The following is a 21,459-nucleotide window of genomic DNA, read 5'->3' on the forward strand; positions in this document are numbered from 1 at the left end:
GCTCAAGGGGTTTTTGATGTTCGGGGTGTTATGGGCGGGTCCGCGGGCTCACCGTCTTGGACGCGTCGCGCTCGACGACGTCGCCGAGCACCTCGTCGATGCGCTGGAGCACGCCGGCCTCCAGCTTGACGCCCGCCGCCTTGACGTTGTCGCGCACCTGGTCGGGGCGGCTGGCGCCGACGATGGCGCTGGAGACGTTCGGGTTCTGCAGGACCCAGGCGGTGGCCAGCTGAGCCATGCTCAGCCCCAGGTCGGACGCGACGGGCTTGAGCTCCTGTACGCGGGTCAGCACGTCGTCCCGCATGAACCGGGAGATCATGGCGCTGCCGCTCTTGTCGGTCGCGCGGGAGCCCTCGGGCGGCTGCTGGCCGGGCACGTACTTGCCGGTGAGCACCCCCTGCGCGATCGGGGACCAGACGATCTGGCCGACGCCCTCCTTCTCGCTCAGCGGCACGATCTCGGTCTCGATGACCCGCCACAGCATGTTGTACTGGGGCTGGTTGGAGACGATCCGGTCGAAGCCCATCTCGTCGGCGATCTTCAGGGCCTGGGCGATCTGGTCGGCGGTCCACTCGCTGACGCCGATGTAGAGGACCTTGCCCTGGCGTACGAGGTCGTCGAAGGTCTTGAGGGTTTCCTCCAGCGGCGTCTCGTAGTCGAAGCGGTGCGCCTGGTACAGGTCCACATAGTCGGTCTGCAGACGGCGCAGCGAGCCGTTGATGGCCTCGGTGATGTGCTTGCGCGAGAGGCCGCGGTCGTTCTGGCCGGAGCCGGTGGGCCAGAAGACCTTGGTGAAGATCTCCAGCGACTCCCTGCGCACGCCGTGCAGCGCGCGGCCGAGCACCTCCTCGGCCTTCGTGCCCGCGTAGACGTCGGCGGTGTCGAACGTGGTGATGCCCTCGTCGAGCGCCGCCTGCACACACTGCTTGGCGGCGTCCTCCTCGACCTGGGAGCCGTGGGTGAGCCAGTTGCCGTAGCTGATCTCGCTGACCATGAGACCGCTGCGACCAAGGTGTCGGAATTCCATGCGTCCGACCTTAATCCCGGCGCATGACCTGATCTGTTTCGGGATAGGGTGCGCGACGTGCTGAAGCTCGTACGGCTGGCGCTGACGGCGGCCATCGTGACCGCGATCGCGGTACGGCTGCGCAGGCGCGCCCGCATGACTGGGGAGGAGCCCGCGCTCCCGGCCGCCGCGCCGGAGAGCGGATCGCGGCGGACGCACGGGCGGTGGGGCCGCCGGGTGGGCCAGAGGATGGGCTCCCCGATGGGTCTGGTGTGGGCCGCCATCGCGGCGATCGTGGCGGTGACGCTGGCCGCCGCGCTGGTCCCGACGGACGCCCAGCAGGCCGCCGCGGCCGCCTGGCGGCGCTACCAGGCCGAGCAGGCCGAATTCGACTCGGCACTCCCGGTGTCGCCCGCTCAGCCGCCCACGGCCGCTGCTCAGGAGTGGGGCCAGCCGTCGCCCCAGGCGTCGGCTCAGGTGTCCATGGGGTCCGGACAGGAGACGGCCGCTGCTCAGTGGCCCGCGCAGTCCCCGGTCGCATCCGTACCGGCGAGTCCGGCTCCGGACGGGCAGGCCGGCGGGTCGCCGGCGGCCGGGATTCCGGACCCTCGTTGCTCGCCCGCGCCCCGCCCCGTGACCGTGCGCCCGATCGACCCGAGGGTCGCGCGGGCCGTGGACAGGCAGTGGCGGCGGATCGAGCGCTGGCTGCGGGCGAACGCCCCCCGCACCTACCGGACGCTCGGCGCCCCTGGGAGGACGCGGACGATCGCCGTCGCCGAGTCCCAGATGGGCGTGGACTTCCCCGACGACCTGCGCGCCTCGCTCCTGCGCCACAACGGCTCGAAAGGGCTCCTGGGGTTCGGCTTCGGGTACGACGGCGCCGTCAACCTCGGCACACGCGAGATCAGGGACGCCTGGCGCCACCTGTGCCGATGGGACGGCACCGATGCCGGCACCGACCCGGCCACCGAGCCGTGGAACGGCCGGATGGTCCCGTTCATGCACTTCGGGGACCGCGACGGCGCGGACATGGCGTACGCCGTCGTCGACTCCGTCGAGCGGAAGGTCGGCTGGGACGACACGATCTCCGGCATGGCGCCTCGCCTGCCGTCCTATTACGCGTTGATGCGGACCGTCGCCGACGCCCTGGAGCAGGGCGCGGAGATCGACGGCCGGCGGCCCGCGGTCAAGCGAGGCGTGCTGCGCTGGGACAACGTCCGGAACGGCAACTCGTAAAATTTCCTGAAAAATCGGGAAAGGCTACTTCTTTGCCGCCACCGGCTTGCCACCCGGCCGCACCTGGGGCGGCGGGAAGCGCAGCTTGCGGATCTGCAGCGCCCGCATGGCCGCGTAGAAGCCCACGCCCTTGGTGCTCTCGTTGGGCATCTTCTCGGCCACCAGCCGCTTCAGCTTCCACGCCACGTAGACGGACGTGAAGAGCACGCCGACCATCATGATCGGCCAGCCGACCGCGATCACGATGTTGAGCACCTGGGCGCGGATCTCGACGGGCCACGGAACCCAGGTCGCCAGCAGGATCAGTAGCGAGAACGGCAGGAAGTACTGGCTCGGCAACCGCCGCGAATCGACCCAGTCACGCGCGAACTTGCGCGCTGGGCCCTTATCGCGAGCAGGAAAATACCGCTCGTCACCTGCGAGCATGCCCTTACGGGCCCTATCTCGCTCGGCTGCCTGTTTGCCGCGCATCTGCCGATAGGCCTCTTTACGGTCCTTCGGCGCTGAAACGGGCTGGCGTCGTCTGCCTTCGGCATCTCGGCGCTTGGGTGTGGGACGACCTTTACCCTGGGGCTTAGGATCGTCAACGGGGACGGGGGTGTCGTCCACGGAGGTTTGGGAACGGCGTCGCAACACGCGTCAACCCTACCTGGACTGCAACTTAGTGACGCCCCCGTGCGTTATGCGTAGGGTAATCCCAAGGCGGCTGCGCTGCATTGGGTGACCACCAGCACGACCTAGAAGGGGACGGCCGACGCGCATGAGCGTGATGAAGAGACTTTCGATGATCTTCAAGTCCAAGGCCAACAAGGCTTTGGACAAGATGGAAGATCCGCGCGAGACCCTCGACTACTCCTACCAGCGGCAGCTGGAGCTGCTGCAGAAGGTACGGAGGGGCGTGGCCGACGTCGCCACGTCGCGCAAGAGGGTGGAGCTCCAGATTACCGGCCTTGAGAAGCAGGCTCAGCGTTATGAGGAGCAGGGTCGCAAGGCGTTGTCGGTCGGGCGCGAGGATCTCGCCCGTGAGGCGCTGCAGCGCCGTTCCGGACTGCAGACGCAGATGGCCGACCTCAAGCTCCAGCATGACAACCTGCAGGCCGAGGAGGAGAAGCTGACGACGGCTTCCCAGCGGCTGCAGGCCAAGGTTGACTCCTTCCGTACGAAGAAGGAGACGATCAAGGCGACCTACACCGCCGCTGAGGCGCAGACGCGCATCAACGAGGCGTTCTCCGGCATCTCCGAGGAGATGGGCGACGTCGGCCTGGCGATCCAGCGTGCCGAGGACAAGACGGCGCAGATGCAGGCCCGCGCGGGCGCGATCGACGAGCTGCTGGCCAGCGGCGCGCTCGACGACTACACCGGCACCCGCGGCGACGACATCCAGGCCGAGCTCGACCGCATGGGCGGCGGCATGGACGTCGAGCTTGAGCTGGCCAGGATGAAGTCCGAGCTGGGCCAGGGCCCCGCCCCGAAGAGCGCGATCGAGCCGGGCCAGGCGCAGCAGCAGGGCCAGCCCCAGCAGGCGCAGCCGCAGCAGCAGGGCGGCCCGACGCAGCAGCTCCGTCAGCCTGGGGAGGGCGCATGATTGTCAGGATCATGGGCGAGGGCCAGGTGGAGATCTCCGCCGACGACATCTCGATACTCAACGAGCTCGACAGCCAGCTCGAGGCCGCCATCGAGGTGGGCAACGAGCGGGAGTTCCGCGTCAAGCTGCACGCGTTGCTCGACAAGGTGCGCCATGTGGGCAAGGCGCTTCCCGACGACAGCCTTGAGCCGTCAGAGCTGATCCTTCCCCCCGCGGACGCCTCGATCGAGGAGGTCCGGGAGATGCTGGGCGACCAAGGCCTCATTCCGGGCTGATCCGCGTGCGTTCGCGGTTCGCGTCCGACCGCGGCCTGACCAGCCGCATGGTCGTGACGATGTTCCTGCTCGGGCTGCTCTACGTGGTGTTCGTCGGCGTCCTGATCTCTCTGGGCGTCCGGGCACTCACCGTGCTGGTGGTGGCGGGGGGCCTGCTGCTCGTTCAGTACTTCCTGTCCGACCGCATCGCCTTGTTCGCGATGGGGGGACGGGAGGTTTCGCCGCAGGAGGCCCCTGAGCTGCACGGCCTGATCGACCGGCTGTGCGCGCTCGCCGACATGCCCAAGCCGCGCGTGGCGATCGCGGATTCCGACGTCCCCAACGCGTTCGCCACCGGCCGCAACCAGAAGAAGGCCGTCGTCTGCGTGACGACCGGCATCCTGCGCCGCCTGGAGCCCCACGAGCTGGAGGGCGTGCTCGCCCACGAGCTCTCGCACGTCGCCCACCGCGACGTCGCCGTGATGACGATCGCCTCGTTCCTGGGCATCGTGGCCGGCCTCATGACCAGGTTCGCGCTCTACACGGGGCTCGGCGGGCGCCGCAACAACGGCCAGGGCGGTCTGCCGATCGGGGTGATCATCCTGCTGGTCTCCGTCCTCGTGTACGCCGTCAGCTTCCTGCTCACCCGCGCCCTGTCGCGCTATCGCGAACTTGCCGCCGACCGTGCGGGCGCCCTGCTCACGCAACGCCCTTCCGCCCTGGCCAGCGCGCTGACCAAGGTCACCGGCGACATGGCCAGGATCCCGACCAGGGACCTGCGCGAGGCGGAGCCGTTCAACGCCTTCTTCTTCGCCCCGGCGCTGGCCAAGGGCACGACGCTGGCGACGCTGTTCGCCACGCACCCGCCGCTGGAGCGGCGGCTGGAGCAGCTCGCGAACATCTCCAAGCAGCTCGGAAGGGGCTGACCGCATGGGCTGGCTCGACGCGTTGCTCGGCCGCACGAAGCCGGTCGAGCCCAACCTCGACGCGTTGTTCGCGCTGCCGTCCGCGGCCGTGACGCTGCAGGCCGCGACCGGGCTCGTGCCCACAGGTCTCGGCTCCGTGGCGTTCAGGGCCGCGGAGGGCGGCGCGTTCGCCACGGTCGAGCGCGACGCCAAGGAGCTGCTCGGCGAGCGCGTCGAGGAGTCCGGCGACGGCTACGGCTACACCTGGCTGCTGGTGCGCCGGCCGCCGGAGGCGATCAGCGACCTGGTGACGGAGCTGCACGCGGTCAACTCCTCGCTGGAGTCCGCCGGGTTCGGGCCCTCGCTGCTGTGCTCGCTGGTGTCGTTCGCGGGCGAGGACGGCCGGCGGCTGGCGGTCGTCTACCTGTACAAGCGGGGCACGTTCTACCCGTTCGCCCCGCTTTCCGGGCAACGGCGCGACAACCCGCTCGAACTGCAGGCCAGGGGCGTCCTGGAGGGCGAGCTGCCGCTGGAGAAGGACCTCGCCCGCTGGTTCCCTGTCTGGGGCGCTCCAGGGCTCTGACCAGGGGGCTCCTGTGCGAATGTCGCCCATGGTGATCTAATGATCACGTGGAGCGAAGATTGTACGTGCTCGCGGCTTGCGCGTTCATCGTGGCGGCGGTGCTCGGCAGTGCGTGGATAACCGGCCAGTTCACCACGCCGGCGGTGGACAGGATCGACGGCTACGTCAGCGAGCTGGCCGCCCGCGACCAGCCGTGGACCCGCCTGTTCCGGGTCAGCGACGCGCTGTCGGGGCTGGCGTGCCTGTTCGGCGTGGCGCTCGTGCCGCGGGTGGCGCGCGAGTGGCCCGGCTGGCTGGCGCTGGCCGCGTACGGGCTGCTCACGTTCGTGGCGGGGCTGTTCCCGCTGGACTGCGCCGCGTTGAGCGATCCGGCCTGCGCGCAGCGGGCCATGTCGCCCGGCCATCTGATCCACACGCTGGCGGGGGCGCTGGGCACGCTCGCCGTGCTGGCCGCCATGGTGCTGCTCAGCTCGCGGTGGCGTTCGTGGGTGTCGTGGCTGTTCACCTGGCTGACGCTGGCGGCCACGCTGCTCACCGCGGGCGCGCTCGCCGACGGGCACGGGGTGGGGCTCGCGCACCGGGCGCAGCTCACGATGATCGCCGTGTGGCTGGTCTACCTGGCCGTCCACCTGCTGATCGCGGACGGCGTCACCGCAGGCCTCGCCACGGGTCTCACCGCAGGCTTTGTGGCGGGACACACTGCGGGTCTCGCTGTGGGCGGGCCTACGGGCGGTCCCGTGGGTGGCGGCGCTGTGGTCGGTGCGGACCCGGGCGGGGACGCGGCGGCCGGTCATGGACGGCCGCACGTGGTCGAGCAGGGCGCGGGCCCCGCGGTGCTCATCACGGCCGGTCCCGCGGGCGCCTGGTTCCACTGGGACGCGGTGGCCGGCGAGCTGGCCAGGAGCCACCGCGTCATCCGCTTCGACCGTCCCGGGCTCGGCCTCAGCCCTTGCTCGCCGGCCGCGCCCAGCCTGTACGCCGAGGTCGCCCGCCTGGCCGCGCTCGCCCCCGCCCATCCGGAACGCGTCACTCTCATCGCCCACGGCGTCTCCTGCTGGCACGCGGAGGCGTTCGCCAGGACGCACCCGCTGTGCGCGGCCAAGCTCGTCCTGGTAGACCCGGCCTGCGCGGTGACCCGCCGGCGATGCGCCCTGGCCGCGAACGCCGGCCGCTGGCTGCCCGCCCTGGCCGGTACGTGGGGCGCGACCGTCCTGGCCCGGCTGGCCGGGCCCGCGGCGCACCGCCTGCTCACCGGGGGCCCCGACCCGCGCGGCGTCTACCGCATGGGCAAGGTGCCGCTGACGGTGGCGGGGGAGTGGCTGGCGCGCCGCGACATGGCGGCCGATCTGCGCAGGATCAGGGCGGAGAAGCCATTCCCGGACGTGCCGGTCACGGTGATCAGCGCGGGAACGAGCACGAAAACAGGCCAGGAAGACGGTCCGCAAGGCGGCGTGGCGATCAGCCCAGAAATCGGCCCAGAAATCGGCCCAGCGATCAGCCCACAGATCAGCCCACAAATCGGCGCAGAAATCAGCACAGCGGCTGAGGACGATTGTCATGAGCGGCTTGCCCGCTACCTGCGCGCCAAGCTCGTCCGGCTGCCGGGAACCGGGCGGCAGATTCACCTGGAGAACCCGGCGTCGATCGTGGACGCGGTCTTAGGCGGCCAGGGCGGCGGACTGGCGCCTTGCCGGAACGGGTGACGTGGAGCCGCGGGACGCACCAGAATGGCGAGAAAGACGCCATATGTGGGGGTTCTATATGCCAGACCTCGCGGCCCCGAGACCAGGGGATCCCGCGACGGTGGGGGAGTACGCCGTGACCGGGCGCCTTGGCGAGGGCGGACAGGGGATCGTCTACCTCGCCACGGCGCGGGACGGGACCAAGGTGGCGCTCAAGCTCCTGCGCGCCGATCTGGCGGGGAACGCCCAGGCCTCCGAGCGGTTCGTCCGCGAAGTCGCGATGGCCAGGCGGGTGGCGCCGTTCTGCACGGCGCAGGTGATCGACACGGGGTTGTTCGGCGGCCGGCCGTACATCGTGAGCGAGTACATCGACGGCCCCACCCTCACGGACGTCGTACGCACGCAGGGCCCGCGCTCGGGCACCTCGCTGCACCGGCTCGCGATCGGCACCATCACCGCGCTCGTGGCCATCCACCAGGCCGGCATCGTGCACCGCGACTTCAAGCCGTCGAACGTGGTGCTGGCCTCCGACGGCCCTCGGGTGATCGACTTCGGCATCGCCAGGGCGCTGGACCTCACCTCGACGCTCACCGGCACCGCGATCGGGACGCCGTCGTACATGGCGCCGGAACAGCTCACCGAGGCCAGCCCCGGGCCGAAGTCGGACCTGTTCGCCTGGGCGTGCACGCTGCTGTTCGCGGCGTCGGGGCAGGCGCCGTTCGGGCAGGACAGCCTCCCGGCGGTGGTCAACCGGATCATGCACACCGAGCCCGACGTCGGCCCCATCCAGGACCCGGCACTGCGCGCCCTGGTGGCGGACTGCCTGGCCAAGGACCCCATCAGGCGGCCGACGGCCAGTGACGCGCTGATGCGCCTGCTCGGTCACGCGCCGGCCTTCGCGCCGCCGAGCCTGCCGGGCAATCCCGCGGGAGCGGGCCCCGCCATGCAGCCGCCGGGGCTGCTCCAGCAGGGCAGCGCGGCGGCCGCCACCGGTCCAGCGCCGCCGCCACGGGCGTACCCGCCGCGGCCGCAGCCGTACCACTACGCCCCGCCCACGCAGCCGACCAGGAGGAAGGCCACCGGCTGGATCATCGCGGGGAGCGTCGCGGGCGCGCTCACGCTGGTGGCGGCCAGCGCCTTCGTCGCCGTACGCATCAGCGCCCTGCCGGGCCCCACGCCGTCACCCACGGCGTCCGCCACAGAGCCCACCACCCCGACCCGGTCCCCGACGCCCACCCCCACCCCGACGCCGACGAGCCGCGAGGTACGCCTGCCCGGCACTTCGGTGGAGATCCAGGAGAGGGAGGGCGACCCCATCGGCCTCGCCTCCTACACCGTGAACCGGGGCAAGCGCCTCTACGTGAGAAAGCACGGGAGCGGGACCTTCACCGCCGACTCCCGCTATTTCGAGTACGCACTCGACCCCAAGACGAACCTGGCCCTGGGCACCGACGTGGACTACAGCACCGACTTCTTCGCCACCGTGTCGATCATCGACCACGTCACCGGCACCAAGCGCGTCGTCAAGCTCAGCCCCAAGCCGGTCTTCCCCACCACGCCGCGCTGGTCGCCCGACGGCAAGTACGGCCTGGTCACCCTCTACAAGGGCGCGGCCGGGAACACGGTCGAGTACGGCTACGGCATCATCGACGTGGGCAGCGACAAGGGCCGCGCGTTCCAGGTCAAGGAGGAGGGCGCGGGCGAGTGGCGCTTCTTCTGGGACGTGGGCGGCCGGTCGGTGGGCACGTGGGTGGGCGGCAAGATGAAGTTCTACGACCTGAACGGCAAGCTCGTACGCACCCTGTCGGACGTCGGGTCGCCGGTCTGGGTGGAGGGCGACGACATCTCGCCGTCGGGCACCCGGTTCCTGGCCCACTGCACCTCCGCCGGCACCTCGTTGTGCGCCCGCTCCACCTCGGGCGACGACACCGCGCCCGTCACCATCCCGTTCACGAGCAACCGGCTCATCGGCTGGTGGGACGACGACCATCTGGCGGTGTGGCGGGCCAAGGGCGCCGGGTACGAGGCCGTGGTCATCGACCTGTCGGGGAAGGTCAGCCGGGTGCTGGCGACGGCGGGGAAGAAGGCGGAGTTCGACGGGATGGCCTTCAGGTTCGGCCGCAACGCGTCCTGAGCCCGCCGGGATCCTTCGCCTGCGGAGGCGCCCGGCCTAGGATCAGGGGGCCAGTCACATCCGAGGAGGCAGGCGTGGACATCACCGTCGTCGGCGAGGGCGCCGTCCTGGCCGCGCCCGACACACTGCGGCTGCACGCGGGGGTCGAGGTGCGCAGGGCGTCCGCGGCGGAGTCGTTCGCCGCCGTGCGCGCCGCCGCCGCCCGGCTCGCCGAGGCGCTGAGCGGGGCGGGGATCGCCGCGCAGGACGTACGCACGGTGGAGCTCTCGCTGGGCCCCGAGTACGAGGCGTACCCGAAGGTGGCCGCGTACCGCGCGGTGCAGGGCGTGGAGGTCGTCGTCCGCGACCTGGCCCGTGCCGACCACGTCATCGACACGGTGGCCGGCGTGGGGGAGGAGGCCAGGCTCAACGGGGTGGCCTTCGAGCTGTCCGACCCCGACAAGGTGCTGAAGGACGCGAGGGCGCGGGCGTTCAGGGACGCCGCGGCCAAGGCGGCCCAGTACGCCGAGCTGGCCGGGCGGCCGCTGGGCCGGGTCGTCTCGGTGAGCGAGGAGGTCAAGGGCGGGCCGCAGCCGATGCGCGCGTCCGTCGCGATGGCCGAGAGCGCCGCCTCGGTCAGCCCTGGCCGTCAGACCCTCTCGGTGAGCGTCCAGGTCGGCTACGACTTCGCCTAGCCCCGGGCCGGTCGGCGAGACTGTGCGGCGTGGACGAGACGACGCTGCCAAAGACGACGCTGCCAGAAACGACGCTGCCAGAGACGGTGCTGAGTGAGACGACGCCCGCTGAGACGGTGCTGACGGACGACGGGGTGGAGTTGTGGGCGGTCAGGGCCGGTGAAGGGCCGCCTGTGGTCTTCTGCCATGGCGGCCCCGGGCTCTGGGACACCCTGGAGGACGTGGCCGGGCCGCTGTCCGGCGTGGCGGCCGTGCACCGCTGGGACCAGCGCGGCTGCGGCCGCTCCCAGCGGACGGGGCCCTACTCGGTGGCCAGGACGCTGGCGGACCTCGACGCCGTGCGGCGCCATTTCGGGCTGGCGGACATGGTGCTGCTCGGCCACTCGTGGGGAGCGCAGCTCGCGTTGCGGTACACGCTGGAGCATCCGGAGCACGTGCGCGGGCTGATCTACGTCTCCGGCACGGGCATCGACCGGGGTGCCACCTGGCGCGACGAGTACGCCCGCAACCTGCGCGAACGGCTGGGCGGCGACCTGGAGCGCTGGCAGGCGCTGGAGAGCAAGGAGCGCACGGAGGCCGAGGACCGGGAGATGTCGGTGCTGCAGTGGACGGCGGACTTCGTCGACGACGCCCGGGACCACAGCCAGGATCGCAGCGGGAGCCACAGCCGGGATCGCAGCCGGGATCGCAGCCGGGATCACGGTCGCGCGCGGGAGCTCGCCGAGCGGATGGCGACGCCCTGGCTCGGGGTGAACTTCGCGTGCAACGCCGCCATCAACGCCGAGAACCGGCGCTCGTGGGGCATGCCCGAGCTCCACGCGGCGTGCGCGGCGTCGGAGGTCCCCGTGCTGATCGTGGACGGCGCCGAGGACATCCGCCCGCGCCGGGCCGTCGACTCGCTGGAGCGGGCGCTGCCCAGGGTGTCCCGCGTGGTCCTCGAAGGTGCGGGTCATCTGCCGTGGGCCGAGGACCCGGACGGGTTCCAGGCGGCGGTGAGAGCCTTCCTGACCACCTGAGACGAGCCGTCCCGGCCGAAGGACCGGCGGCGGGACGGCCCGTACGGCGGCACCCCGGGCCAGCCCGGCCTGGCGGGACGGCCCGCACGGCGGAAACCCCCGACCAGACCGGGCCCGGGACCGGTGGTTACGGCAGGGCGAGCATGCGGTCCAGGGCGGCCTTGGCCCAGCGGGTGGTGTCGTCGTCCACCGTGATCTGGTTGACGACGTCACCCAGGACCAGCGACTCCAGCGCCCACACCAGGTGCGGCAGGTCGATCCGGTTCATCGTCGAGCAGTAGCAGACGGTCTTGTCCAGAAACGAGATGTTCTTGTCAGGGAACGTCTGCGCCAGCCGCTTGACCAGGTTCAGCTCGGTGCCGATCGCCCAGCTCGACCCCGCAGGAGCGGCCTCCAGCGTCTTGATGATGTGCTCCGTCGAGCCCACGTGGTCGGCCTTGAGCACGACCTCGTGCCGGCACTCGGGGTGCACCAGCACGTTCACCCCGGGGATCCGGGCGCGTACGTCGTCCACGGACTCGGCCGTGAAGCGGCCGTGCACCGAGCAGTGGCCGCGCCACAGGATCACCCTGGCCCGTTCGAGCTGCTCCTGCGTGAGGCCGCCGTTCGGCCGGTGCGGGTTCCAGACGACGCAGTCGTCCAGGGACATCCCCATCTCCAGCACCGCCGTGTTGCGCCCCAGGTGCTGGTCGGGCAGGAACAGCACCTTCTCGCCCCGCTCGAACGCCCAGTCCAGGGCGCGGCGGGCGTTGGAGGAGGTGCAGACGGCGCCGCCGTTCCTGCCGCAGAAGGCCTTGATGTCGGCGCTGGAGTTCATGTACGTGACCGGAATCACCTGATCGGCCAGCCCGGCGTCCTCCAGGGCGTCCCAGCACTCCTCGACCTGGTCGAACGTGGCCATGTCGGCCATGGAGCACCCGGCCGCCAGGTCCGGCAGGATCACCTTCTGCGCGTCACCGGTCAGGATGTCGGCGGACTCGGCCATGAAGTGCACCCCGCAGAAGACGATGAACTCCGCCTCCGGCCTGGCCGCCGCCTGCTGGGCGAGCTTGAAGGAGTCGCCCGTCACGTCGGCGAACTGGATGACCTCGTCGCGCTGGTAGTGGTGGCCGAGCACGAACAGGCGGTCGCCGAGCGCCGCCTTGGCCTTGCGGGCCCGTTCCACCAGGTCGGGGTCGGAGGCGGGCGGCAGCTCGCCGGGACAGTCGACCCCCTTCTCGCTGTGCGGATCGGCGCTCTGGCCGAGGACGAAGAGTGGCAGCCCAGTCTGGGTGGCCATGGCCATACCCCCTTATCGTCGATTTGACGATACTCATGATGACACACGGACATACGTGGTTATTCCTGGGGGAGACGGACCGGGAATGTGTGGCATCGCCCAGGTGTTGGTAGCGTCATTAGTAGGACGTCGGAAACAGACAGCCGGGTTAGGGAGTCAGCAGATGACGGTTGAGAGCAGCGAGACCACGGCACAGGGCCTGATCCTGACTGACGCGGCCGCCGCCAAGGTCAAGAACCTGCTGGAGCAGCAGGGTGAAGAGGGTCTGCAGCTGCGGGTCGCCGTGCAACCGGGTGGTTGCTCCGGCTTGCGCTATCAGCTCTTCTTCGACGACCGTTCGATGGACGGCGACGTTGTGTCGGACTTCGGCGGCGTCAGCGTGGTCACCGACCGGATGAGCGCCCCCTACCTGCTGGGCGCCTCCATCGACTTCGTCGACACCATCGAGAAGCAGGGCTTCACCATCGACAACCCGAACGCCACCGGCTCCTGCGCCTGTGGTGACTCCTTCAACTAGTCGATGGCCGCCGGGTCCCGCTCGCCTTTGTGCGTGCGGGACCTTCGCGTATCCTCGTGGGGCCCATTGGCTTGCTGACAACGAGGAAGAAGAATCCCGTGCGCATCGCCGTCACCGGCTCCATCGCGACAGACCACCTGATGACCTTCCCAGGAAGCTTCGGCGATCAGCTCATCGCCGAGCAGCTGGACCGGGTGTCACTCTCGTTCCTGGTCGATGACCTTCAGATACGTCGTGGCGGTTGCGCCGCGAACATCGCTTTCGGCATGGGCTGTCTCGGCCTCAAGCCGGTCCTCGTGGGAGCCGTCGGCAACGACTTCGCCGACTACCGCTCGTGGCTGGAGCGCCACGGCGTCGACTGCGGATCCGTGCACGTCTCGGAGACGCAGCACACAGCGCGTTTCCTGTGCACCACTGACGAGCATCACAACCAGATCGCCTCGTTCTACACCGGGGCCATGGCCGAGGCCCGGCTGATCGAGCTGCAGCCCGTGTCCGACCGCGTCGGCGGTCTCGACCTGGTGCTGATCAGCCCCAACGACCCTGACGCGATGCTGCGCCACACCGACGAGTGCCGCCAGCGCGGCATCCCGTTCGCCGCCGACATCTCCCAGCAGCTCGCGCGCATGGCCGACGAGGACATCCGCAAGCTCGTGGACGGTGCCTCCTACCTCTTCTCCAACGACTACGAGAAGGGGCTCATCGAGCAGAAGACCGGCTGGTCCGACGAGGAGATCCTGGCCAGGGTCGGCGTCCGCGTCACCACGCTCGGCCCCAAGGGCGCCGTCATCGACCGCGCGGGCGAGCCGTCCATCCAGGTCGCCCCCGCCCCCGAGCAGGGCAAGGCCGACCCCACCGGCGTCGGTGACGCCTTCAGGGCCGGCTTCCTGGCGGGCGTGGCGTGGGGGCTGCCGCTGGAGCGCTGTGGCCAGGTGGGCAACCTGACCGCCACCCACGTGCTGGAGCGCGTCGGCGGCCAGGAGTACGAGCTCGGCCAGAAGGGCTTCCTGGAGCGGTTCGCCGCCGCGTACGGCACCGAGGCGGCCACCGAGGTCGCCGAGTACGTCCGCTGCTACCACCCCTGACGCCTGCTCGCCGTCCCGTCCCCGCCCGGCGGCAGGCGGGGACGACCGGTGCTCAGCGCAGGGCGTAGACGCGGTGCACGAACTCCGCGAGCTGGTTGTCGGGCAGGTGCTTGGCCAGGTCGGCCTCGGTGATCATGCCGGCGATCCGGTTGCCGTCCATCACCGGCAGCCGCTTGATCTGGTGCTCCTCCATCCGCGCCAGCGCCTCCTCCACGGTGGCGTCGGCGGGGATCCAGACCAGCCCGGTGGCCAGCTCGCCGGCCGTCACCGTGGCCGGGTCGTGGCCCGCCGCGACGCACTTCAGCACGATGTCACGGTCGGTGATGATGCCCTGCACACGGTCGTCGGGACCGCAGACGGGCAGGGCGCCGACGTCGTATTCGCGCATCATCTGCGCCGCGCGGTCCAGGGTCTCGTGCGCGGGTACGCACTCCGCCCCCGTGCTCATCACGTCGCGGGCGGTCTCGTGTCCCTTGGTCATGGCTCTTCCCCCCGAAAGTCGTCGCCTTCGGGGAACCCCTACCCGAAATGTCCGGGTATCAGTAGTTTCGTCGGACGTGGATGGCCCAGCCGCCCTCCGGCAGCTCGTACGAGCCCACATGGCGATGCGACTTGAGCCGGCACCACGCGGGCACGTCCGTGTAGGCCGCCGGATCGTCGGCCAGCACGGCCACCACGGCGTTGAGCGGCACGTAGTTGATCTGCTCGGCGAGCATGATGATCGGGATCGGGCATTTCTTCCCGAGCGCGTCGATCGTCAAAGCGGGCTGGGCTACCTCGGTCATGCGACTCCTGCGTCCTGGCGGATGCGGCGGACCAGATCGGGCAGTACGGCGAGAAATCTGTCGACCTCCGCCGCGGAAGCGCCCCTGGGCAGCGACACCCTGACATTCCCATGCGTCAGCACGCCCATCGCTTCCAGGACGTGCGATGGACGAAGCGTACTAGCGGTGCACGAACTTCCGGACGATACGGCGAATCCGGCCTTGTCGAGCTCGGTCAGCAACGCCTCGCCGTCTACGTACAGGCACGAAAAGGTCACGATGTGTGGCGCCCGGCCGACGGGGTCGCCGATCACCTCCACGTCGGGGACGGTCTTCGGGACCGTCTCCCTGATCCTGGCGACGAGCTCGGAGAGCCGCGCCTGCTCCTGCGCCGCCTCGGCGGCCATCGCGCGGAGCGCCGCCGCGGCGGCCACGATGCCGGGGACGTTCTCGAAGCCCGGCACCCGCCGCCGCTCCCGCTCGTCCTCGGGCAGGAACGAGCGGAACCTGGTGCCCTTGCGCACCACCAGCACGCCGACCCCGGCCGGGCCGCCCCACTTGTGCGCGCTGGCGGCCAGCACCGACCAGCCCGGCGGCACCGGCATCCGGCCGGCCGTCTGAGCCGCGTCCACGAGGAGCGGGACGCCGTGCGACCGGCAGGCCGCGGCGACCTCCTCGACCGGCTGCAGGGTGCCCACCTCGTGGTTGGCCGTCTGCAGGCAGGCCAGCGCCGTGCCGGGGCGCGCGACCGCCTCGGCGAAGGCGGCCGGATCGACCCGGCCGGTCAGGTCGACGCCCACGGTCTCCACCGTGCCGCCGTCGCGTTCGTGCACGCCACCGGCGTGCAGCACGCTGGAGTGCTCGACCGCGCTCGTCACCAGGTGGCGGCCGACTCTGCGCCTGCCGTGTAGGGTGCCGAGCACGCCGAGATGCGCGGCCTGCGTGCCGGACGAGGTGAACGACACCTCGTCGGGGCGCGCGCCGAGTGCCTCGGCGACCTCCGTGCGAGCCTGTTCGAGCAGCAGGTGCGCGCGGCGGGCCTGGCCGTACAGTCTCGCGGGGTCGGCCCAGCCGACGTCGATCGCCGCCAGCAGCGCCTCGCGTGCCTGAGGGTGGAGCGGCTCGCTCGAAGCCGCGTCGAAATACGCCACGAGACTCATCGTCCCACTTGCGGCGCCATCGAGGGGTCGCGCGGGAGGGCGGGGCCCTTGCACGCTAATGTGTCTGCAATCAGCTGTGCATTCTGGAAATACGAGCGCCCAAGGGAGAGACTCTTGGGCTTCATCTGTGGGGTAGGCGATCCGTGAGTCCGACTCGCCGTACGACGCGGCGTTCGTTGGCCCGGCGCAGGGTGCCGCGCGCCGCCGCTTTGGCGTTGCTGCTGGCCACTGCTACGGCGTGTGCTAATGACGTCCCTGAGGCCGACTGGTCTCGCGGCCTTCTTCCGGAGCACATCACCACGCAGGGTGATGTGGTCCAGGGTTTGTGGAACCCGGCCTGGATCGCCGCACTCGCCACGGGCGTCGTCGTCATCGTCCTGATCGTGTGGGCGGCGATCTTCCATCGCAAGCGCAAGACGACCAAGGCCGAGCTCCCGCCGCAGGTGCGTTACAACCTGCCGATCGAGATGCTCTACACCTTGATCCCGCTCGTGATGGTGTCGGTGTTCTTCTTCTTCACCGCGCGCGACAGCGCGGTGCTCACCCGTGTCGACGGCGACGCGCGGGTCAAGGTGAAGGTGGAGGCGTTCCAGTGGAGCTGGCGCTTCACGACCACCGTTGACGGCAAGACGCTGCAGCCCGTCGCCGGCATGCCGGTCAGCGACTACCACCAGGGCCCTCAGCTGGTCCTGCCGGTGAACAGCAAGGTCGAGTTCGACCTGTCGACCGACGACGTCATCCACTCGTTCTGGGTGCCCGCGTTCCTGTTCAAGCGCGACGTCATCCCCGGCATCCGCGAGGACAACCCGGGCCGCAAGTTCGAGATCACGACGCTCAACAAGCCTGAAGTCTACGCAGGCCGCTGCGCCGAGCTCTGCGGTGTCGACCACAGCCGGATGTTGTTCTCGGTGAAGCTCGTTCCGCAGCAAGAGTTCGACCAGTACATCGCGACCAACCAGGCTGGGAGTGCCCAGTGACCGCCATTCAAGAACCACTTCGCGTGCCTGTCAGGCCCGGCACCAAGGGCCAGGTGATCGCCAAGTGGCTGTCCTCGACTGATCACAAGATCATCGGGCATCTTTACCTGATCACCTCGTTCGCTTTCTTCCTGATCGGCGGCATCATGGCGCTGATCATGAGGGCCGAGCTGGCCCAGCCGGGGCTGCAGTTCACCAGCAACGAGCAGTTCAACCAGCTGTTCACCATGCACGGCACGATCATGCTGCTGATGTTCGCGACGCCGCTGTTCGCCGGCTTCGCCAACGAGCTGATGCCGCTGCAGATCGGCGCCCCCGACGTGGCGTTCCCCCGCCTCAACATGGTCAGCTACTGGCTCTACCTGTTCGGCAGCCTCATCGCCGTGTCGGGCTTCTTCACCCCGGGCGGCGCTGCCTCGTTCGGCTGGTTCGCCTACACGCCGCTGTCCAACGCGATCCAGTCGCCCGGCATCGGCGGCGACCTGTGGATCATGGGCCTGGCGCTGTCGGGTCTCGGCACGATCCTCGGCTCGGTCAACTTCATCACCACGATCATCTGCATGCGCGCGCCCGGCATGACCATGTTCCGCATGCCGATCTTCACCTGGAACGTGCTGCTGACCAGCATGCTCGTCCTGATGGCGTTCCCGGTGCTGGCCGCCGCGCTGCTGGCCCTGGAGGCCGACCGCAAGCTGGGCACCCACATCTTCGCCTCGGAGAACGGAGGGGCGCTGCTATGGCAGCACCTGTTCTGGTTCTTCGGCCATCCAGAGGTCTACATCATCGCGTTGCCGTTCTTCGGCATCGTGACCGAGATCCTGCCGGTGTTCAGCCGCAAGCCGATCTTCGGTTACATCAGCCTCGTGGGCGCGACGATCTCGATCGCGGGTCTGTCCATCACGGTCTGGGCGCACCACATGTTCCCGACCGGGCAGGTGTTGCTACCGTTCTTCTCGTTCATGACCTTCCTCATCGCGGTGCCGACCGGCGTGAAGTTCTTCAACTGGGTCGGCACGATGTGGCGAGGGCATCTGACGTTCGAGTCGCCGATGCTGTTCTCGATCGGCTTCCTCATCACGTTCCTCCTGGGCGGTCTGACGGGCGTCATCCTGGCCTCGCCGCCGCTCGACTTCCACATCAGCGACACCTACTTCGTCGTCGCGCACTTCCACTACGTGGTCTTCGGCACCGTCGTGTTCGCCATGTTCGCGGGCTTCTACTTCTGGTGGCCCAAGTTCACCGGCAAGATGCTCGACGACAAGCTGGGCAAGCTGCAGTTCTGGCTGCTGTTCATCGGCTTCCACACCACGTTCCTCATCCAGCACTGGCTGGGCGTGCTCGGCTTCCCGCGCCGCTACGCCGACTACAGCGCGGCCGACGGCTTCACCGACCTCAACCTGATCTCGTCGGTGGGCGCGTTCGTGCTGGGCGCCTCGACGCTGCCGTTCTTCTACAACGTCTGGAAGACCTGGCGCAGCGCGCCCAAGGTCACCGTCGACGACCCGTGGGGCTACGGCGGCTCGCTCGAATGGGCGACCTCCTGCCCGCCGCCGCGGCACAACTTCACCTCGCTGCCGCGCATCCGGTCCGAACGCCCCGCGTTCGACCTGCACTATCCGCATGTATCCGCCAAGTCCGCCCAGGAGGTCGAGGCCTGATGAAGGTCCAGGGTTGGCTGTTCCTGCTGTGCGGCCTGTTCTTCGCCGGTGTCGACGTCGCCTACTGGTTCTGGACCAAGGCGGCGACGGGCCACGGTGAGCCGGTCGGCACCACCGCCATGGCGATCTCGGTCGGGTTCGCGTTCATGGTCGGCTACTACCTGATGTTCACCGCGCGGCGCATCGGGCCGCAGCCGGAGGACAACAAGCAGGCCGACATCAGCGACGGCGCGGGCGAGATCGGGTTCTTCAGCCCGAGCAGCTGGTGGCCATTGTTCCTGTGCCTGGCGGCGGCCTTCGCCTTCGTCGGGTTCGTGTTCGGCTTCTGGATGTTCCTCATCGGCGTCCTCCTGATCCTCATGGCGATGATCGGGTTCGTGTTCCAGTACTACCGGGGCAACTTCTCGCACTAGCGCGACCGTCAGCGGGCGTCCTTTCCTTTGGGGGAGGGCGTCCGCTTTTTGGTGTTCTTTACCAGTGCACGGATGTGGTGATTCGATCACTCAGGGTAATAAAGGAGGCAGAAGCGGTTCGATCTTGGACGAGGGAGTCACTCGTGGGGCGCGTAGCGTATGGATCGGCCGGCCTGCTGGCCTTGGCGCTGCTGACGGCGTGCTCGGGCGGGCCTGCCGAGGGTCCCGAGGGGGCCGCCATGGCCGGCAAGGCGGCTCAGGCGCCCCCTGTGGGCTTCTCTCCGCCGGACAAGGCCGCCAACGTGCCCACGGACCAGACCGTGGTGGTGGCGGCCCACGGGGGCGCGTTGAAGAGCGTACGGGTGGAGGGCGGCAAGGCGGGCTCGCTGCCCGGTGAGCTGAGCGCCGACCGCACCCGCTGGCGCAGCACCGGCACCGCCCGGCCGGGCGCCTCGTACACGGTCACCGCGGTCTCCGTGAACGCCGCCGGCAAGCAGAGCGAGTCGACCAGCACGTTCACGACGGTCAAGGGCGGCAAGACGTTCGACATCCAGACCATCACCCCGAACAAGGACGACACCGGGCTGACGGTCGGCATCGGCATGCCGGTCATGATCACCTTCGACAAGCCGGTCGCGGACCGCGTCTCCGTCGAGCGGAACCTGTCCATCCACAGCACCAAGCCGGTGGAGGGGGCCTGGCACTGGTTCGACGACTCGCACGTGGACTTCCGGCCGGAGAAATACTGGCCCGCGCACTCGAAGGTGCGGGTGCAGGCGAAGCTGGCCGGCGCGCGGGGCGGGCCCGGCATGTACGGCAAGCGCGACGTCAAGCTCGACTTCAAGATCGGCCGGTCGCAGATCACCCGGGGCAGCACCGACAACCACGTGCTCACCGTCAGGCGGGACGGCAAGAAGATCCGCACGATGCCGATGAGCGCCGGCCAGGGCGGGCAGTGGAAGTACTACACCACCTCCGGCATCCACCTGGCGATGTCGCGCGAGCCCGTCACGGTCATGACCTCGCCGGGCATCGGCCCCGGCTCGGCCGGCTACTACCAGCTCACCGTCTACAACACCGTCCGCATCTCCAACAGCGGCGAGTACGTGCACAGCGCGCCCTGGTCGGTGGGCTCGCAGGGCAGCGCGAACGTCAGCCACGGCTGCGTGAACATCAGCCCGGACAACGCCGCCTGGTTCATCAAGAACACGCTGATCGGCGACCCGATCATCATCACCGGGTCGCCGCGCAAGCTGGAGCCCACGAACGGCTGGGGCCACTGGCAGGAGAACTGGAAGCAGTGGCAGAAGTGGAGCTCCCTGAAGGCGGGCCCCACCATGGCCCTGCCGTAAACGGGCCTGCCCCGCTTCGAGCGGGGCAGAAGGGCCTGGGCCGGGCGGAAGCCCTGGACCTGGGCAGGGCCTGGACCGGGCGGAAGGAGCCCCTGGGCCGGGCGGAAGGGCCCTGGGCCGCGCGGGAAGGTGCCTAGGGGCGGAAGGAGCCGCTGGCCTCGATCCAGCGGTCGAGGGTGGCCGAGGCGCCGCCGGAGTCGACCGCCTGCACCGCGCGGGCGTAGCCGTCGATCATGGCCGCGTCGAGGTTGTCGCCGGGACCGCTGAGCGACACCAGGGCCGCGGCGGCGTTGAGCAGCACGGCGTCGCGCACCGGGCCGGTCTTGCCGCGGACGAGGTCGTGCACGGCCTGCGCGTTGAACTCCACGTCGCCGCCCCGCAGCGCGCCCACGTCGGCGCGCGGGATGCCGAGCACCGCCGGGTCGAACGTGGTCTGCGTCGCGGTGCCGTCCTTGACCACCCAGACCGTCGAGGTGGCCGCGATGGTCAGCTCGTCGAGGCCGTCGTCGCCGCGGAACACCAGGGCGGAGACGCCGCGCTCGGCGAACACGCCCGCGATCACCGGCAGCATGCCGGCGTCGAAGACGCCGATGGCCTGGGCCGCGGGACGGGCGGGGTTGGTGAGCGGGCCCAGGAAGTTGAAGATCGTGGGAATCCCGATCTCCTTGCGCGTGGGCCCGGCGAAGCGCAGCGCGGGGTGGTAGACCGGGGCGAAGCAGAAGGCGATGCCCGCCTCGCGCGCCACCTGGGCGGTCTGCTCCGGTGACAGGTCGAGCCTGATGCCGAGGTGCTCCAGGACGTCGGCCGCGCCGCACGAGGACGAGGCGGCCCGGTTGCCGTGCTTGACGACGCGGGCGCCCGCGGCCGCGGCCACGATGGCGGCCATCGTGGAGACGTTGACGGTGTGGGCGCGGTCGCCGCCGGTGCCGACGATGTCGACCACGGGGCCCTCCACGCTCAGCGGCGTGGCCAGGTCGAGCATGGTGCGGGCCAGGCCCACCACCTCCGCCACGGTCTCGCCCTTGGCGCGCAGGGCGATCACGAACCCGGCGATCTGGGACGGCGTCGCGGCGCCGGACATGATCTCCCGCATCGCCCAGGCCGACTCGTCGGAGGTGAGGTGCTCTCCGGACAGGAGAGCGGTGAGCAGGGCGGGCCAGGTCGTCCGGGAGTCCATGG

The 21,459-nt window shown here is 69.9% G+C and carries 22 protein-coding genes; 15 read left to right on the forward strand and 7 right to left on the reverse strand.

Features of this window, described 5'->3' with window-relative positions; translation table 11 throughout:
• Positions 1 to 28: 28 nt before the first annotated feature.
• Positions 29 to 1,027 carry an aldo/keto reductase family protein gene (locus tag ABEA43_RS19220; RefSeq protein WP_345563524.1) on the reverse strand — a complete coding sequence of 333 codons (999 nt, stop codon included), beginning with the start codon at positions 1,025 to 1,027 and terminating at the stop codon, positions 29 to 31.
• A gap of 57 nt (positions 1,028 to 1,084) precedes the next feature.
• On the opposite strand from ABEA43_RS19220, the gene ABEA43_RS19225 reads away from it, so the two are divergent.
• Positions 1,085 to 2,242: an SMI1/KNR4 family protein gene (locus ABEA43_RS19225; RefSeq protein ID WP_345563526.1), complete on the forward strand. Its 1,158-nt coding sequence runs from the start codon at positions 1,085 to 1,087 to the stop codon at positions 2,240 to 2,242.
• 24 nt (positions 2,243 to 2,266) lie between these two features.
• On the opposite strand, the gene ABEA43_RS19230 is transcribed toward ABEA43_RS19225, so the two are convergent.
• A complete protein-coding gene (locus tag ABEA43_RS19230; protein WP_345563527.1) occupies positions 2,267 to 2,851 on the reverse strand; it encodes a DUF3043 domain-containing protein in 585 nt (194 codons plus the stop codon).
• Between the two features lie 151 nt (positions 2,852 to 3,002).
• On the opposite strand from ABEA43_RS19230, the gene ABEA43_RS19235 reads away from it, so the two are divergent.
• The 8 genes from ABEA43_RS19235 (at position 3,003) to ABEA43_RS19270 (ending at position 11,075) form a co-directional block, all read left to right on the forward strand.
• Positions 3,003 to 3,827, forward strand: coding sequence for a PspA/IM30 family protein (locus tag ABEA43_RS19235; RefSeq protein WP_345563528.1), 825 nt, complete (start codon positions 3,003 to 3,005; stop codon positions 3,825 to 3,827).
• The gene (gene pspAA / locus ABEA43_RS19240; RefSeq protein WP_345563529.1) at positions 3,824 to 4,102 is read left to right on the forward strand and encodes a PspA-associated protein PspAA; all 279 of its coding nucleotides are present in this window, start codon (positions 3,824 to 3,826) and stop codon (positions 4,100 to 4,102) included. Before ABEA43_RS19235 ends, pspAA begins: the two co-directional genes overlap by 4 nt.
• Before the next feature lie 5 nt (positions 4,103 to 4,107).
• Complete coding sequence (htpX, locus tag ABEA43_RS19245; RefSeq protein ID WP_425570297.1) at positions 4,108 to 5,007, forward strand: zinc metalloprotease HtpX; 900 nt, start codon at positions 4,108 to 4,110, stop codon at positions 5,005 to 5,007.
• 4 nt (positions 5,008 to 5,011) lie between these two features.
• Positions 5,012 to 5,569, forward strand: a complete 558-nt coding sequence (gene pspAB / locus ABEA43_RS19250) for a PspA-associated protein PspAB (protein WP_425570299.1) — start codon at positions 5,012 to 5,014, stop codon at positions 5,567 to 5,569.
• A 47-nt stretch (positions 5,570 to 5,616) separates the two neighbouring features.
• Entirely contained in the window at positions 5,617 to 7,272 is a 1,656-nt protein-coding gene (locus ABEA43_RS19255) for a DUF998 domain-containing protein (protein WP_345563531.1), read from the forward strand.
• 115 nt (positions 7,273 to 7,387) lie between these two features.
• Positions 7,388 to 9,385 carry a serine/threonine-protein kinase gene (locus ABEA43_RS19260; protein WP_345563533.1) on the forward strand — a complete coding sequence of 666 codons (1,998 nt, stop codon included), beginning with the start codon at positions 7,388 to 7,390 and terminating at the stop codon, positions 9,383 to 9,385.
• A 74-nt stretch (positions 9,386 to 9,459) separates the two neighbouring features.
• A complete protein-coding gene (locus tag ABEA43_RS19265; RefSeq protein ID WP_345563535.1) occupies positions 9,460 to 10,059 on the forward strand; it encodes an SIMPL domain-containing protein in 600 nt (199 codons plus the stop codon).
• A 29-nt stretch (positions 10,060 to 10,088) separates the two neighbouring features.
• Positions 10,089 to 11,075, forward strand: coding sequence for an alpha/beta fold hydrolase (locus tag ABEA43_RS19270; protein ID WP_345563538.1), 987 nt, complete (start codon positions 10,089 to 10,091; stop codon positions 11,073 to 11,075).
• Between the two features lie 127 nt (positions 11,076 to 11,202).
• On the opposite strand, the gene nadA is transcribed toward ABEA43_RS19270, so the two are convergent.
• A complete protein-coding gene (gene nadA / locus ABEA43_RS19275; protein WP_345563539.1) occupies positions 11,203 to 12,360 on the reverse strand; it encodes a quinolinate synthase NadA in 1,158 nt (385 codons plus the stop codon).
• 157 nt (positions 12,361 to 12,517) lie between these two features.
• Here nadA and erpA point away from each other — a divergent pair, with 157 nt between their 5' ends.
• Both erpA and ABEA43_RS19285 read left to right on the forward strand, forming a co-directional pair.
• Positions 12,518 to 12,871 carry an iron-sulfur cluster insertion protein ErpA gene (gene erpA, locus ABEA43_RS19280; protein WP_345563541.1) on the forward strand — a complete coding sequence of 118 codons (354 nt, stop codon included), beginning with the start codon at positions 12,518 to 12,520 and terminating at the stop codon, positions 12,869 to 12,871.
• 98 nt (positions 12,872 to 12,969) lie between these two features.
• A complete protein-coding gene (locus tag ABEA43_RS19285; RefSeq protein ID WP_345563543.1) occupies positions 12,970 to 13,956 on the forward strand; it encodes a carbohydrate kinase family protein in 987 nt (328 codons plus the stop codon).
• 52 nt (positions 13,957 to 14,008) lie between these two features.
• On the opposite strand, the gene ABEA43_RS19290 is transcribed toward ABEA43_RS19285, so the two are convergent.
• The 3 genes from ABEA43_RS19290 to ABEA43_RS19300 are packed head-to-tail and all read right to left on the reverse strand — an operon-like array spanning position 14,009 to position 15,880.
• Positions 14,009 to 14,437 carry a CBS domain-containing protein gene (locus ABEA43_RS19290; RefSeq protein WP_345563544.1) on the reverse strand — a complete coding sequence of 143 codons (429 nt, stop codon included), beginning with the start codon at positions 14,435 to 14,437 and terminating at the stop codon, positions 14,009 to 14,011.
• Between the two features lie 58 nt (positions 14,438 to 14,495).
• The gene (locus ABEA43_RS19295; protein WP_345563546.1) at positions 14,496 to 14,741 is read right to left on the reverse strand and encodes a sulfurtransferase TusA family protein; all 246 of its coding nucleotides are present in this window, start codon (positions 14,739 to 14,741) and stop codon (positions 14,496 to 14,498) included.
• Complete coding sequence (locus ABEA43_RS19300; RefSeq protein ID WP_345563548.1) at positions 14,738 to 15,880, reverse strand: cysteine desulfurase family protein; 1,143 nt, start codon at positions 15,878 to 15,880, stop codon at positions 14,738 to 14,740. Before ABEA43_RS19300 ends, ABEA43_RS19295 begins: the two co-directional genes overlap by 4 nt.
• A gap of 191 nt (positions 15,881 to 16,071) precedes the next feature.
• Between ABEA43_RS19300 and ctaC the strand changes: the two genes are divergently transcribed.
• From ctaC to ABEA43_RS19320, 4 genes are all read left to right on the forward strand, one after another.
• On the forward strand, positions 16,072 to 16,857 hold the full coding sequence (gene ctaC / locus ABEA43_RS19305) for an aa3-type cytochrome oxidase subunit II (protein WP_345563550.1): 786 nt from the start codon (positions 16,072 to 16,074) through the stop codon (positions 16,855 to 16,857).
• Complete coding sequence (ctaD, locus tag ABEA43_RS19310) at positions 16,854 to 18,515, forward strand: aa3-type cytochrome oxidase subunit I (RefSeq protein WP_425570301.1); 1,662 nt, start codon at positions 16,854 to 16,856, stop codon at positions 18,513 to 18,515. The genes ctaC and ctaD overlap by 4 nt, the downstream gene beginning before the upstream one ends.
• Positions 18,515 to 18,928 (forward strand): cytochrome c oxidase subunit 4, encoded by a 414-nt coding sequence (locus tag ABEA43_RS19315; protein WP_345563554.1) that lies wholly within the window; start codon positions 18,515 to 18,517, stop codon positions 18,926 to 18,928. Before ctaD ends, ABEA43_RS19315 begins: the two co-directional genes overlap by 1 nt.
• Positions 18,929 to 19,071: 143 nt before the next feature.
• Complete coding sequence (locus tag ABEA43_RS19320) at positions 19,072 to 20,280, forward strand: L,D-transpeptidase (protein ID WP_345563556.1); 1,209 nt, start codon at positions 19,072 to 19,074, stop codon at positions 20,278 to 20,280.
• A 133-nt stretch (positions 20,281 to 20,413) separates the two neighbouring features.
• Here the strand turns inward: ABEA43_RS19320 and trpD are convergent, their stop codons facing one another.
• The gene (gene trpD, locus ABEA43_RS19325) at positions 20,414 to 21,457 is read right to left on the reverse strand and encodes an anthranilate phosphoribosyltransferase (RefSeq protein WP_345563557.1); all 1,044 of its coding nucleotides are present in this window, start codon (positions 21,455 to 21,457) and stop codon (positions 20,414 to 20,416) included.
• Positions 21,458 to 21,459 lie beyond the last annotated feature (2 nt).

Source organism: Nonomuraea rosea (assembly GCF_039539705.1).
Lineage (GTDB): Bacteria > Actinomycetota > Actinomycetes > Streptosporangiales > Streptosporangiaceae > Nonomuraea > Nonomuraea rosea.

What these genes read in the sequence shown, in the direction of transcription:
- ABEA43_RS19220 (WP_345563524.1), bottom strand. Translation starts at nt 1,027, where the DNA reads ATGGAATTCCGACACCTTGGTCGCAGCGGTCTCATGGTCAGCGAGATC.
- ABEA43_RS19235 (WP_345563528.1), top strand. Translation starts at nt 3,003, where the DNA reads ATGAGCGTGATGAAGAGACTTTCGATGATCTTCAAGTCCAAGGCCAAC.
- pspAA (WP_345563529.1), top strand. Translation starts at nt 3,824, where the DNA reads ATGATTGTCAGGATCATGGGCGAGGGCCAGGTGGAGATCTCCGCCGAC.
- pspAB (WP_425570299.1), top strand. Translation starts at nt 5,012, where the DNA reads ATGGGCTGGCTCGACGCGTTGCTCGGCCGCACGAAGCCGGTCGAGCCC.
- nadA (WP_345563539.1), bottom strand. Translation starts at nt 12,360, where the DNA reads ATGGCCATGGCCACCCAGACTGGGCTGCCACTCTTCGTCCTCGGCCAG.
- erpA (WP_345563541.1), top strand. Translation starts at nt 12,518, where the DNA reads ATGACGGTTGAGAGCAGCGAGACCACGGCACAGGGCCTGATCCTGACT.
- ABEA43_RS19290 (WP_345563544.1), bottom strand. Translation starts at nt 14,437, where the DNA reads ATGACCAAGGGACACGAGACCGCCCGCGACGTGATGAGCACGGGGGCG.
- ABEA43_RS19295 (WP_345563546.1), bottom strand. Translation starts at nt 14,741, where the DNA reads ATGACCGAGGTAGCCCAGCCCGCTTTGACGATCGACGCGCTCGGGAAG.
- ABEA43_RS19300 (WP_345563548.1), bottom strand. Translation starts at nt 15,880, where the DNA reads ATGAGTCTCGTGGCGTATTTCGACGCGGCTTCGAGCGAGCCGCTCCAC.
- ABEA43_RS19315 (WP_345563554.1), top strand. Translation starts at nt 18,515, where the DNA reads ATGAAGGTCCAGGGTTGGCTGTTCCTGCTGTGCGGCCTGTTCTTCGCC.
- trpD (WP_345563557.1), bottom strand. Translation starts at nt 21,457, where the DNA reads ATGGACTCCCGGACGACCTGGCCCGCCCTGCTCACCGCTCTCCTGTCC.